Origin of the sequence: Nocardia sp. CA-084685 (genome assembly GCF_050955785.1) — a bacterium.
GTDB lineage: Bacteria > Actinomycetota > Actinomycetes > Mycobacteriales > Mycobacteriaceae > Nocardia.
Genome location: NZ_CP192094.1, coordinates 1,780,272 through 1,793,534, shown reverse-complemented (window position 1 = coordinate 1,793,534; position 13,263 = coordinate 1,780,272). Strand labels below are relative to the sequence as shown.

The window sequence follows — 13,263 nt, the reverse complement described above, 5'->3', positions numbered from 1 at the left end:
GGCGGATTCGGTCGGGTCGCTGGCACGGACGGCGAGCATGCCCACGAGGATGGCGGCCGCGAACGCGAACGCCGCTACGAGATGCCCGACGAGGCGGTCGAGCGCGCTCGAACGACTTCGAGCACACGATGACGACCTTCGAACGAATGCGCGCAAAGCATGGGCGGTGGGTCGGGCCCGCCGCTGTGCTGCGGCGGAACCGGTTACGCAGTGCCAGCGGCATACAGACCAGCGCGACGAGCACGGATACTTCGACGCCATCGTCCAGAGCTTGGCCCGAGGCCGCGCCGCAGGTGGCGATCGCCTCCCGACCGAACTCGCCTCGACCGACCACTCGGCTGAAAACCGTCGCCACCCGCCTGCGACGTGAGTTCGACGGCACCACCAATCGAACGGTTCCTGCACTCGAGCTCAATCCCGCCATGGAGCACGTCGGGTTGTCAGCGCGCTCCGCACGTGCCCGTTGGGGTGTATCGGCAGGGGTTCTCGGTGCGGCCCCAGTACTGATCGTGGCCGGCGCTGTTGGCGCGCACTCCGTAACCGTAACCACTGTTGCGCTGACTATGGTCATTGCTGTTAGGGCGCGTTCCCGCGCCGTAGCCGTGACCGGCCCCGGGACTGTGCGAATCCCGAGTCCCGGCCGTAGCCGCGAAAAGGTGCGGCGAGGCGACCGTCAGCGCCACCAGCGCGATGGCGAACAGCATCGCGACCACCACCCGACGCACCGTCCAGAACTCCGTCGCGATCTCCATCAGCCACCTTTCCCTCAATTAACGTACCGCTATATAACGACACATTAATTGATGGTTCGTCGCAGGGGAAGTGTTTTCCCGGGATTTCGCGCGCACTACATCACACGCCGGCGCTGAGGCCAACAAACCCTCCGAACAGACCTGATGACCCGCGACACACAGCTGTCAATACAACAGTCCAGCTTGACTACCCTCGTTCGTCACAACGGTCGATATTCTCCACCTTCAGATCCGACGCGCACTATCCCGCTGGTGCGTCATCGCTACCGGATGCCATCAGTGTTCAGCCGGAGAATGCCGGGGTGCTGCTCGACGAGCGGGCCGGGAGCACTCCAACGGTTCGCACGGCTTCCGGTGATCGATCCGGACGCGCCGGACGATAGTCCTATGTCTGCCGGGCCGATCACGGGAGCCGCGGAGGTCGACCCGAACAGGGACGCGTGTCAAGTGGGAGGTCAGTCTCCTACACGTTCGTGTTTCGCAGTCTGGGTGCGTTGGTGGCGTAGCTGCCAGATGCGGGCACCACCGGCCAGACCCATCACCAGCACGCCGCCGATCGTGGCGAACAGCAGCGCCACCCCCAGCGGCATGGTGAAGCTCCACGGCAGGAAAGAGATCTCGGTCTTGGCGGTGTTCTGCAGGATGAAGATCAGTAGCACGACCACGAGGCTCGCGCCGACGGCGACCTCGAGCCACGCGCGCGCGGTCCAAGCCTGTGCGCGGCTACTCCAGATACCTCGCGGCCTTTTCCGATCGACATGCTGTCGGCGGATGAAGTGCCTTCCTGAGCTGTTCGTTACCGTTATCGGCTGATGTCCGGCGCTCATCGCGCCCTCCTCGATATCGAGCGCCCGTCGGCGCAAGCTCAAAGCCAACCCTGGCAGACCCTTCGGACCGGGGCGTCGCATGCAGGCCGGCTCTTAGTAACGGGGTACCCGCGCTATCGGTTGGCAAACAGCGAACGCTTGTCGGCCAGCGAGCGCTGCTAGCGGCTGTTTCCGCAGACCAGGGCAAAGGTTTATCTGTCCGTGGACTGTGTCATCCCACCCAAGGGGTCGACTCTCAGAAAGAGGTCGCCTCATGAACACGATTCGAGCAATCTCCGGCCGCGTGGCGCTGACGACAACCCTGGCTGTGCTTTCACTCGGGCTGGCAGCCTGCGATTCGACCGAGGAACCATGCTGTTGGCCCACCGCCGGGATCGGGACTCGCTACGCCGAACTCTCCGGTCCCACCGGCCCGCTCGGGGGCTGCCGCAGCGGAGAACACGACCGAGACAGCGGCCGGGTCCAAGACTTTCAACACGGTGCCATCTACTGGACCGCCAAGACCGGCGCGTGGGAAGTGTACGGGCTGATCGAGGACAAGTACGTAAGCATGGGAGGTCCGACGTCAGTGTTGCGATGGCCCATCAGCGGAGAGTTGTCCACGCCGAACGGTCTCGCCAGGTTCAACCGGTTCGAGACCGGCAACATCTACCATTCCCCAGTCGGAACCCACGCGGTATATGGGGGCATTTTCGGCGAATGGGCCCGGCAAGGCTACGAGAAGGGCCGGCTCGGATTCCCCACCACGGACGAATACGACCTACCCACCGGCCGTCGAATGGATTTCGAACACGGCTGGATCGAATGGAACGCCACCACGGGCCAACTCACCACAGGATGAGACGCTCGCACGGTATAGGGCGGATCGTCGAAGCCGAGCGGTGCCCAGTGAGTCAGCGTCAGACCGCCGGTGCTTGTGGAGCCGGTATGGGTAGGCGAATCCGTCAATCGTGCGCCGCCTGCGGCGGTTCGGTGCACTCGAAGTATCCGCCATGCCCGGAGATCGTTTCGGCAACCATCGCCAGCCCGATCCCCGTGCCGCTACCCGAAGCTGAACGTCTGCTGGTCCGTGCAGTGACGAACCGCTGGAAGATCCGTACCCGATCCGGCACGGGCACTCCAGGTCCCGCATTGTCGACCGTGATCACCGCTTGGGCTCCATCCTGGCGGACTGTTATCGCGACCACACCCCCACCATGCCAATCGGCGTTGTCGAGCAGGTTGGCAATCGCACGTTCCAGCTCGAGCTTGCGGCCGCTGGTCCGCATATCCGCAGCCAGGTCCAGTAGTTCCGGTGCGTAGTGCCGTTCGGCAAGGGTGTGGATGAGCAACGCACCGACGGACAAGGTTTCTTGGGTTCACGGCGAATGCGGCCGAACAGGCAGTGCCACTCCGTCCGTCGACCGAATCGAGGCGCAGAACCGAGGCAGGCCCTGGGACGGCCGAGTCTTCGACGCTGTAGAGGCCAGGTCCTGCCTATTCGACAGCGGTGCCAGAATCGCTTGGTTCAGCGTCGCTGTCGTCGACGAGCACGACCTCGGCCCGCACGACGAGCCATGCGATCACGCCGCTGCCAGCGATGATACCGACCCCCGAGCAGCACAGCCCCCTGGACGTACCAGGGCTGCCGGTGGCACGCGGCGAAAGGTTCACGGCCTCCAGCATCACCCACGCACCCGCGACGAGAGCGACCACCGGAGTGAGCCAGCCGAAGTGAAAAACCTGAGGTCCGCTGCTAACGGGCCATGTGGACAACCAATGCGAGCACCACTAATCATGGTCAGAAAGAATCCGGTTGTGTATTCCGAGACCAAGGTCGCGTAGATACGGTCGGAGAAGGCCCAGATCGTGATGACCACGGTCAGGATGTCGACCGCGGTGATCGCGGCGAGCGTGTCCGATGCTTGCTCGAAAGCTTGGACAAGGTACCGGAAGCGGGCGGCGTTCCTTCGCGCGCCGCCGAGTGCAGCGCGCCGAGCGAGCCGTGACCTCATCGGCCGCAGCGCGGTCGCCGTCAACAGGCCGTTTCAGCGCGAACTCAGGGCGTGGAACGATCATCGGCGTCGCTGATCTACGGCGTTCGATCGGCGTCTGCGCCCGGCGATCGAGCTGCTCATGCGCACTACGAAGAAACGCCAACTCGCTGTGTTGAGATTTGCGTCGTCGGTGCAACACTCAGTCTTCTGCTATGCCACGGGCTCTGCAGCGCGCCACGGGCGTACCGACGAGCCGGAAGTCCTTATCTGTGTCTATTTGAGAATCAACTCCGTCCTGGAGCAGGATGATTATGTCGGAGCCGCCGAACTGGAAGTAGCCGAACTCCTCGCCTTTTGACATGTGCTTGCCCTGAACCGCGGTTAGTACGACCGACGACACGTGCGCCATTCCAACCGGGACGACCGCCACGACCCCCAGATCGCCCCCATCTGATGCTGATGTGTCGATAGTGACGACACCCCGGGTCTGGGAGAATTCGTATCCACTCGTGGCGCTATCGCTGGCGGCAAACTGCTGGTCTTTCAGGCCGACCCGCATGAACACTTTGCCGTTTATCCGAAAGGACTCCTTGACCAGACCGCCGACCGGCAGGTGATAGCGGTGGTAGGCATGGACCGGCAGCATGTAGTGTACGAATGTTCCCCCGGCAAAGCTTCCACTGTAGTCGCTTCCTTCGAGGAGATCCCTGATATTTTCGAACTTCTCGTTCTTCACGCTGACGGCTGGGATGCTCGAGTCGGCGCCGATATCGTAGGCGTGCTGGTACTGGCAATCAGCCGGTGAAGTGACCACCAGGTTGCTGGCGGGATCGGCGATCGGACGTAGCCCGCCATTGATTTCACGGGCGATGAACTGATTGGCCGTCAGCCACCCGCTGGGCGCATTCGGCGCTCCGTCGACAAGCGACTCATCGATGCGGTATTCCGGCGCGTTGTCGATGTACGACTGCAGCACCTCCGAGTTGAACGACTCCGGCGTATCCAAGAAAGTGCCCCACTGCCGAGCGAAATCGGTCATCCATTCACGGAAGGCGTCAGAGTCCTGCGGGGCCAGATCGCCGTCCGTCTGGTCGACCAGAAAGTAGAAATGCGACATCCGGTCGCTTACTTCCTGGGCGCGGTTTTGATCCTTCCAGGCATTCGCATCCGACTCGTGCGGCACAAACCGAACAAAGCGCTGCAGGTAGGCCTCGTACTCAGTGATATCGCGTGGCCACTCCAACGCCGCGTACAATTCCGGCTTCAACTCGTCCTCAGCCCACTCCCGGGCTTTCACCAGGGAGCGCTCGAGCAGATCCCCGAGACCACGTTCCTTCTCGAGACAGTCTCGCAGTTTCTGGATGATCATTTCCGGCTCGCTCATATCACTGCTCCTTATCGTCGTCACGCAAAACTGCCATTCTGGGAAATTGCCATCGAGCCCATACCGCACGAAGGCCCGAGAAAGGGTATCGATTGGAATGCCGCAGCCGTGAGTGCTGGTGCACGTAGTCCGCTCGCAAGGGAGAGTCGAAAGATTTTTCCGCGCAGGAGACCGCGGTGATGTGCGGGATTGGGGCGGGTCTCGCGCTCGCCAGGCGGGCCGACGAGCACGGAAGCCGCCCAGACCAATCCGGCGGCGGACTATCGCCACTCGCATCGTTTCGGGATCGGTCAACTGGTCCATCCCTATGAATATGCCCAGGGGCAGCGTGCTCACGCCAGCTACCGTCCTGGCTTCGCGCCGTTAGGTCGTGACTCCGGCGGTCAGTGCGTCGATCGTCAGATCTAGTACTTGCGGGTAGGCGTCGCCGAACTCGTCTGCGTGCATTACCAGTAGCAGTGCACTGCGTAGCGTGCCTACCACCACCCAGGGGTCGTCCCCGATGATGTCGCCGGCGGACTGTTTGGCCGCGATGAACTCGGCCAGCTCGGCCATGCCGTTGTTTCCTGCGGCGGCAACCACTTCCGGAGTCAGTTTGCGTTGCAGCAGTACCATCTCGTCCGGGTGCGACATCAATCTGCGGTACAGCGGATCTTCGTCCAGCACCCGTACCACCGCCCGTAAGTAGCGGCGCAACGCATCGACTGTGTCCTGTCCCTGGTGCAAACCATTGTCGATGGTGGCCTCGCGCACCCGCTGGGCATGTGTCAGCAGCAGGTCGAGGTATAGCGCCTCCTTGGAATCGAAGAAGGCGTAGAAGGTCGACTTCACGATCCCGGCGCCGACGACCAGTTCTGCTAGGGACGTCTTCTTGAGCCCTACTGTCGAAAACAGCCGCTGCCCCGACGAACGCAACGCTTCGGTGATGTGTGCACGCTCCTGCTCGGTGAACGCTACGGGCAAACCAACCCTCCAACGGTAAAAACGATCTGAAGCAATGTTTTCATGCTAGGTTCCGGGCTATTCGGTAGAGCACCGGGTACTGGGAAATCGGCGCTCGGGTCTTCTCGGGCGGACCGCAACCACCTGGTGACCGGCGTTCCCGCCTGCGGGAGGCGCCGGCGTTCACGAACAGGCGCGAAGCCCTCAGCGAACTGCTGGGCTCCGCGCCGGTTTCGGGGTCATCCTGGCGGACACTGTCTTTCGCCGTCTTGCCGTTTCCTCGCGCTCGGCAGTGTCGTTCCGGTGCTGCGCTACATCAGGCCGACCCGCGCGTCGCCCGGGAACTCTTCCCAGAGCAGCCGTTCCTCCTCGTAGGGCGCCTTCGCTACCTGCCAGTCGTCGCCGATCAACATGGTCTCTCGGGCGGCCCCGTAGGTCGGCCAGTGCCCGATGCTCGCACATGACGGGTCTCCGGTCGCCGCGAACGCTGTCCAGGCATCCTGCATCCGCTCCGCCAGCCGGTCGGCGACGGGGCCTTCGCCGTTGAATACCTTGGCCTTTTCGTCGGTGTAGGTGCCGAACAGGAAGCCGAGTTCCAGTGCGTGCGCGGCACCGAGTCGCCCGCCCATGGCGGGCGACTCGTAGGTGAAGATGAAGTGGTAGCCGGGTCGTCGCCGTTCGTCGAGTGCCTCGGACAGTTTGATCGACGGGTATCGCAGTACCCGGTCGGTCTCGATGGCCAGCATCACGTCGGTGGGCCCGGCTGGCAGGCCACGTCGCGTGCGAAGGTCGGTGTAGGCGGCCATCATTCGTTCTGCCTCATCACCGAGGAAGACCCGGCACGCGGCGAGTGCTGCGGCGTAATCCAGTTCCATCGGTGGCTCCGAGCCCAGCCCCAACCGGGTCTCGTCCAGCGTGGTGCCCACCATGATCGAGATATCGTCCGCAGCACCATCGCGCACCGCGTCGTAGGGGCGCATGGGCAGGAAGTCGCCGTCGACAACCGGATTGAAGTGCATTCGGCCCGAGTTCGGGTCCTCCTGTTTCATCCGGCTGAGCAAGTCGGTGGATGCCTGGACCAGCCGCGTCGGCGCTACCGCTCGAAGTGCGTCGGCATCACGAGGGTCGACGCCCAGGATGTCGAGGAACAACTCGCTCATCCGGGTGGCGTTCTCGATGGTCTGGGACGAATGGGTGGCGGTGCTGTGCAGCGCGGCGCGCCGGAACAGGCCTTTCGCGGGGGTGATCGCGAGCAGGGCAGCCACCTCGATGGACCCGGCCGACTGGCCGAAGATCGTGACATTGTCCGGATCGCCACCGAAGGCGGCGATATTGCCTCGCACCCAGGTCAGCGCCGTGATCTCGTCCATCCGGCCCTCATTGCCGGTGGATGGGATCAGCCCGCCGGTGAGCTCGTTCAAGCGGAGGTAGCCCAGTGCGCCGAGCCGCATGTTGATGGTCACCACGACCACGTCTCGGTTCGCGGCCAGTGTGGTGCCGTCGTACAGCGGTTGCGATCCCGACCCGTACTCCAGCCCGCCGGAGTGGATCCAGAACAGGACCGGTCGCTTGGCGTCGTCGAGCCCGGGTGTCCACACATTTAGATACAAGCAGTCCTCGCTGTGCGTGCCGGGAACATCCAAGATGCCCTTGTGGATCTCCGACGGCGGCAGCGGGTGCTGGTGGCTCACCGGCCCGAAGGTCAGCGCCGGTCGCACACCGTCCCACGGCTGCACCGGTTGCGGTGGCCGCCAGCGGAGTTCGCCGACCGGCGGCGCCGCGTAGGGGATCCCCCGGAAGACAGCGACGCCGTTGCGTGACTCGCCCTCGAGTTTGCCGTAGGTCGTCGAGACAATGACCGATTCGGTCGTCACAGGTCTTCTCCTTCATGGTGTTCAGCGCGAACTGAACAGTCCGGTAGGTCTTTGATGCTGGAATTGCGCGGCTCGACTCTCGCCCGGTCGAGGAACGCGTGAGCATCAATATGTTTCGGGTCCGCGGTGTCACCTTCGCGGTGTGTCGACGCGGACGGCGCTGTCGTATATGGCGACGAACCTGTCGATCTGCCACAGCTGGGAAATGAAGACCAGGGTCCAGCCGAATACGGTGGGCCAGATCTGGGTGCTCACCAATCCCCACACGATGATCGGCAATCCCACCCCGGCGATGCCGATGATCGTGGAGATCGCGCGGCGGTGCGGTTCGGCGGCCGGTGCCTTCTCGGTCCACAGGCGTTCGCCGTAGATCCCCTTCTCGTCCCAGCGGCTCGGCACATCGATGGGCCGGAACATGCGGGTATTGGCGAACATGAACGCGACGCCGCCGGCGAGCACCGCCAGGGTCCACCAGCCCAGGACATCGCGAAGGTAGATCGCGGCGAGCATGACCGCGAACGCGGCCATCCGGCTCCACACGCTCCACGGGTTCGCGTGTTTGCGCCAGTTCTCATCGTTGAGTCCGAAGGTGTTGGCGGTGATCTGGGTGGTGCTCATGGTTCGTACTCCTTGGGTCGCGGGGGGCTCCTCCACCCGCCTGAAACCATGAAAACATATTGGACTATTCGTTTTCAAGTGCTCATAGAGTGTCGAAGTCGGGCCATATGGGGACCGCCTCTGCTGGCGCCACCCCCACCGGCCGGGCAACCAAACGTCAACTCGCCCAATTCCGGCGAGGTCAACCGCTGCGTCGGCATCGCGTACTGGCCCGCGGACAGCCGCTACGACCCGCTTCTTTCCAGAAACACCACGAACACCGCCGCCCGCAAAGGCAACTCGGTGTGGTCTGCCTCATGATCAACGAGACATCCGGCTCACTTTCCACCCCCACGAATCTGAGGCACCGCAGCCCAGCGAGCCGATCACGCCTCACGACCTATGAGAGCAGGACAGCGGTGCTGCGCTCGGCGTGGCTTCGGTAGCCGGAGTCATCCCTGCCACGTGGACGCCCGCAGCACCTCGTAATCGACGCCACTCGACACCCGCGAAAACACCGCCGCACACGGCGTCGCGCCACCGATGAACGTCAGTTGTCTCGGAATCAAGTTTTCGAGACAACTGACGTTCATCGGTGGCCGACCGCGCCAGCACCATCAACAGGATCGGGGAGCGGCGCTGCGGATCCCGACGTTCCAGCGCCCGCACCGATCCGTCGGCCACGGTGGCGACCAGCCCAGCGAACTTCGTGAGGACGAGATCCAGCATCTAAGGCGTCCTATTGCCCGAATTCGGTTGTCGCCCTTGATCAGTACTGTGTTCCGTAGCGCACCGATCATTCCAGACGAAGACTGGTCCAATTGCTCACACCATGGACCTAGGTCATATCGGCGAAGCGCTCCACATCTTCGATCCGACCGGACACGATGAGGTGGTCGCCCTCGGCGACCACGGTATCGGCAGTGGCGTAGGTGAATTCGCCGCCGCGGTGTTTGATCGCGACGACGGTGATGTCGAAATAGTGGCGTAAACCGCTGCCGGTCAGGGTCTTTCCGATGGCCGCCTTCGGGGCGACGGTCTTGGCCATGGCGTAGTCGTCATCGAACTCGATGTAGTCGATCATCCGACCGGCGACCAGGTGGGCCACTCGCTCGCCCATATCGTGTTCGGGGAGCACGACATGGTGGGCGCCGACGCGTTCGAGGATCTGGCCGTGCTGGCGGCTGGTCGCCTTGGCCCAGATTCTCGGGATCTCGAAATCGGCGAGCAGCGAGGTCGTCAGGATGCTCGCTTCCATATTGCTGCCGATCCCGACGACCGCGTGCGGGAATTCCGGCACACCCAGCTGTTCGAGCGCTTCCTTATCGGTGGTGTCGGCGACAGCGACGTGGGTGAGTTCGTCGGAATACTGCTGCACCAAGTGCGGACTGGAGTCGATGGCCAGCACCTCCGACCCGTGGGTGACCAACTCACGAGCCAGCGCGCTACCGAAGCGGCCGAGCCCGATCACCACCACCCGGGTGCCGTGCTTACGAGTCGACTTACCCGACAATGGGTCGCTCCTCCGGTAGTTCGTAACGTCGACCGCGTTCCCGCAGCGCCAACGCGGTGGCGAGGGTGATCGGGCCGAGGCGGCCGATGAACATGAGCATGATCAAGACGATAAGCCCCGGATCGGGGATGTCGGCGGTGATGCCGGTGGACAACCCGACGGTGCCGAACGCGGAGACCACCTCGAACAGCACCGCATCCAGGTCCATGCCGGTGATCGCCAGCAGCGTGATCGTTCCGGCGACGACGGCGCCGACACCGAGCAGCGCGACTGTCACGGCTTGCCGCTGCACCGGGGCCGCGAGCCGTCGCCCCATCACGTGCACGGTCGGTTCCCCGCGCACCTCGGCCATGATGACGAACGCCAATAGCGCGAAGGTGGTCACCTTGATCCCGCCCGCGGTGCCCGCGCTACCGCCACCCACGAACATCAAGGTGTCGTTGATCAGCAACGTCGCCGAGTTCATCGCGCCGACATCGAGAGAGTTGAAACCCGCTGTGCGCGGGGACAATCCGTGGAATCCGCCGACCAACAGCTTGTGGGTGAGATTCAGCGGACCCAGCGTATCCGGATTGGTCCATTCGAACGTGGTGATCGCCAGTACCCCGATGACGCCCAATGCGAAATAGGTGATCAGCGTGACTCTAGTGTGCAGCGACCACCGACGCGGCGGCGCATCCCGGGACCGCCATCGACGCAGCGACCGGGTGACCTCGAAGACCACCGGGAAGCCCAGCCCGCCGATGATCAACGCCATGGTGATCGGGACGATGATCCACGGATCGGTCGCGTACCCGACGAGGCTGTCCTCATACAGCGCGAACCCGGCGTTGTTGTAGGCCGAAATCGCGTGGAACACTCCGAGATAGACAGAGCGCCCACCGCTCTCGTGGTACCCGGTCACGAATCGCAGGGTCAGAACCACCGCGGTGACAGCTTCGACCAGCAGACTCATCCGGATCACACCCACCACCACCCGGCGGCTCTCCCCCAACCGCAACGTCTTGGTCTCCGACTGCGCGATCAGCTGCATCCGCAACCCCATCCGCCGTGCCACCAGCAGCCCCAGCAGCGATGCGAGCGTCATGATCCCCAGACCGCCGATCTGGATCAAACCCAGGATGACGATCTCGCCGAACAGCGACCAATGGCTCCCGGTATCGACGACCACCAGACCGGTGACGCATACCGCCGAAACCGCCGTGAACAATGCCGCGATCGGCCCCGTCGCGGAGCGCGACTCCGCCGCGACAGGCAGCATCAGCAGCACGGTGCCCGCCACCGTCGCGGCACCGAAACCGAACACCACCAACCGAGCCGGATGCCGGGGACTCGGCAACACACGAGCCACAAAAGCGGCAAAGACCGACCACACACGGGTCAGCTCACCACCGCGCCGCGCGGGATCGCGCTGGATGTCCACCTGATGTCCTCGCTGCGAGTGCGGTTCGCCGAAGGCGTCCCGGCCGTTCGGGCAACTCGCCGCAAACTACTGCCGATCCGACGCCGACGCAAACATCACAGCCGCCGCAGGCTGTTTTCGCGCAAGCCTTGCCGGTCAATGGTTTCAGTGCTGCCGTGATCGAGCACCCCGGAGGCGATGGTGGACCAACTCCGCCGTGGCGTGCGCGTTGTGGACCGGCCGGTATCAGCCAGTAGTGGGTGACCGCGCAGGACTGCTGCAAGCGCGCCATCGCCGACGGCGGCCGGGCGCGGAGATCGTGCGAGGGGAGCCGCCGACCGATCTACCGTCCAGAGCTGCAGCGCCATGCTTGGCGGTGCCGGCCGCCGCTGCGTGGCTCGACCGCTGCATGCAGCCGCACAACGTCGAGTTGCCAGTGGCCGGTGCTCCAGCCTGCTAGCGTGGGCGCCTGGTGTGCCGGGAAGCCTGGTCGGCGATGGTTCCACGATCGCCCACTACGGTTGCCAGGAGTCACGTATGAGCATGCATACCGTTCTGATCGGTTACGGCACAACAGGACGCTGTGCCACACAGGCATTGTCGGCCGAGGTAGCTGGGGCCGGTGTGGTGATCGTTGATATCGACTGCACCCGTACAACTTTGGCTCACGGCGACGGAGTTCGCGCGGTCCTCGGCGACGGCAGCGACACGGACACACTCCGCCGCGCTGGTGTGGCATCGGCGAGCCGTGTCGTCGTGGCGGTCGGATCGGATCGCGAGGCAGTGCGCATAACCTCGATCGTTCGGGATCTCAATCCCGTTGCAATGGTGTGTACTTCGCTGCGCGGACCGGGGTGGGAGCAGCTGGCGCGGTATCTCGGTGCGAACCAGGTCGTGGTCACCGGTAGCCTCGTCGGTCGACTGCTGGGATTGAGCGTGCGCCGCCCCGAAGTTCTGGCCGACTTCGACCGCGCGCTGGCAAACCCACCCAGCTTGGTTGTCACCGAACGTCCGGTGCGTCCGGACGAAATCGGCCACGACCCGGCCCGCAGCGGGCCGCTGCTGCTGGCCGTCGTACGCGGCGGCCGCATCCGATGGCGCGACGAACCCGCGACATCACCCCTGCGAGCACACGATCGGCTGCTAGTGCTGATCGCTAGGTGGCCGGACCGCGAGTGAGACAGACGCATCAGTGCAGGGTGCGGACCTGCACACCGGCTCGGTGTAGGTAGTTCAGCAGCGACTCCCGCGTGGCCCGATGCCCACTGAAGTGATCGATCGACAACACCACCACGTCCTATGCTCCCGACCGCCGCAACTCCCCGAACAGATCGAACAGGGCGCCGGAATCGGGGGCTTTTTCATGGAATACCGCGGCCAAATCGAATCCGTTCGCAGCGGCGTACTGCTGGAAGCGTTCGTCGCACTCCTCGATCAGATCCAACCGAAGATAACCGTATAGCAGTGGGCGAAGCGGCTCGGTCACCGATCACCAAGCAGAACGAACTCCGCCGACACAACGGTCGCCACACCCGCCTCCCGATACCGATGTCCTGCGCTGATCGCCCTGGCAACCGTGCGGACGGTATCGCACACATCGTGCAATACCGATCCTGGCACGCCATCGTTACCCTACGGCGTCGCAATCCTCGTTCCGCGAGACATTTCCGCACTCGACGACCGCAGCTACCAGGCCAGCTCGACGGCAGCGCCGTTAAAGGCAGGTAGACCGCGCCCAACCGAGTCCCATGCCTCGTACACCTAGGGCTACCGCGATCCGTGACATGGCCGCAGTGGGCCGATTCGAATTTTCGCGCCCGCTGCCGACCCGACAAGTGTCCATCTTTCCGGCATCGAAGCCGCACCGCCCGCTGGGACCAGAGAGAGCGGCGTATCGGTCGTGCGCGCTGAATTAGGCCGCCGAATCAGCGGCGTTGGACGCGGAGCAGTGTAAGTCCAGTTCGTGTCGCCGGGATCAGGAAGGCAGCCCCGGCTG

General features: G+C 63.9%; 13 protein-coding genes. 2 read left to right on the top strand and 11 right to left on the bottom strand.

All coding sequences use genetic code 11. The features are described from left to right. Window positions 1-440: 440 nt before the first annotated feature. On the bottom strand, window positions 441-752 hold the full coding sequence (locus ACQP2U_RS07810; protein WP_433714054.1) for a hypothetical protein: 312 nt from the start codon (window positions 750-752) through the stop codon (window positions 441-443). Window positions 753-1,207: 455 nt separating this feature from the next. After that, complete coding sequence (locus ACQP2U_RS07805) at window positions 1,208-1,660, bottom strand: LapA family protein (RefSeq protein WP_433714053.1); 453 nt, start codon at window positions 1,658-1,660, stop codon at window positions 1,208-1,210. Window positions 1,661-1,832: 172 nt separating this feature from the next. Between ACQP2U_RS07805 and ACQP2U_RS07800 the strand changes: the two genes are divergently transcribed. Beyond that, complete coding sequence (locus tag ACQP2U_RS07800) at window positions 1,833-2,420, top strand: LGFP repeat-containing protein (RefSeq protein WP_433714052.1); 588 nt, start codon at window positions 1,833-1,835, stop codon at window positions 2,418-2,420. A 103-nt stretch (window positions 2,421-2,523) separates the two neighbouring features. Here the strand turns inward: ACQP2U_RS07800 and ACQP2U_RS07795 are convergent, their stop codons facing one another. From ACQP2U_RS07795 to ACQP2U_RS07760, 8 genes are all read right to left on the bottom strand, one after another. Continuing rightward, on the bottom strand, window positions 2,524-2,925 hold the full coding sequence (locus tag ACQP2U_RS07795) for a sensor histidine kinase (RefSeq protein WP_433714051.1): 402 nt from the start codon (window positions 2,923-2,925) through the stop codon (window positions 2,524-2,526). 829 nt (window positions 2,926-3,754) lie between these two features. After that, window positions 3,755-4,939 (bottom strand): phosphatidylserine decarboxylase, encoded by a 1,185-nt coding sequence (locus ACQP2U_RS07790; protein WP_433714050.1) that lies wholly within the window; start codon window positions 4,937-4,939, stop codon window positions 3,755-3,757. 363 nt (window positions 4,940-5,302) lie between these two features. Further along, window positions 5,303-5,902, bottom strand: coding sequence for a TetR/AcrR family transcriptional regulator (locus ACQP2U_RS07785; RefSeq protein ID WP_433714049.1), 600 nt, complete (start codon window positions 5,900-5,902; stop codon window positions 5,303-5,305). A gap of 290 nt (window positions 5,903-6,192) precedes the next feature. Continuing rightward, window positions 6,193-7,755, bottom strand: a complete 1,563-nt coding sequence (locus tag ACQP2U_RS07780) for a carboxylesterase/lipase family protein (RefSeq protein ID WP_433714048.1) — start codon at window positions 7,753-7,755, stop codon at window positions 6,193-6,195. A 129-nt stretch (window positions 7,756-7,884) separates the two neighbouring features. Beyond that, window positions 7,885-8,295 carry a DUF6653 family protein gene (locus ACQP2U_RS07775; protein WP_433716398.1) on the bottom strand — a complete coding sequence of 137 codons (411 nt, stop codon included), beginning with the start codon at window positions 8,293-8,295 and terminating at the stop codon, window positions 7,885-7,887. 450 nt (window positions 8,296-8,745) lie between these two features. Next, complete coding sequence (locus tag ACQP2U_RS07770) at window positions 8,746-9,081, bottom strand: hypothetical protein (RefSeq protein WP_433714047.1); 336 nt, start codon at window positions 9,079-9,081, stop codon at window positions 8,746-8,748. A gap of 109 nt (window positions 9,082-9,190) precedes the next feature. Further along, window positions 9,191-9,829, bottom strand: coding sequence for a potassium channel family protein (locus tag ACQP2U_RS07765; RefSeq protein WP_433716397.1), 639 nt, complete (start codon window positions 9,827-9,829; stop codon window positions 9,191-9,193). A 25-nt stretch (window positions 9,830-9,854) separates the two neighbouring features. After that, the gene (locus tag ACQP2U_RS07760; RefSeq protein ID WP_433714046.1) at window positions 9,855-11,288 is read right to left on the bottom strand and encodes a TrkH family potassium uptake protein; all 1,434 of its coding nucleotides are present in this window, start codon (window positions 11,286-11,288) and stop codon (window positions 9,855-9,857) included. A gap of 516 nt (window positions 11,289-11,804) precedes the next feature. Here ACQP2U_RS07760 and ACQP2U_RS07755 point away from each other — a divergent pair. After that, window positions 11,805-12,446 carry a potassium channel family protein gene (locus tag ACQP2U_RS07755; RefSeq protein ID WP_433714045.1) on the top strand — a complete coding sequence of 214 codons (642 nt, stop codon included), beginning with the start codon at window positions 11,805-11,807 and terminating at the stop codon, window positions 12,444-12,446. Window positions 12,447-12,564: 118 nt separating this feature from the next. Here the strand turns inward: ACQP2U_RS07755 and ACQP2U_RS07750 are convergent, their stop codons facing one another. After that, window positions 12,565-12,753, bottom strand: coding sequence for a hypothetical protein (locus ACQP2U_RS07750; protein WP_433714044.1), 189 nt, complete (start codon window positions 12,751-12,753; stop codon window positions 12,565-12,567). Window positions 12,754-13,263 lie beyond the last annotated feature (510 nt).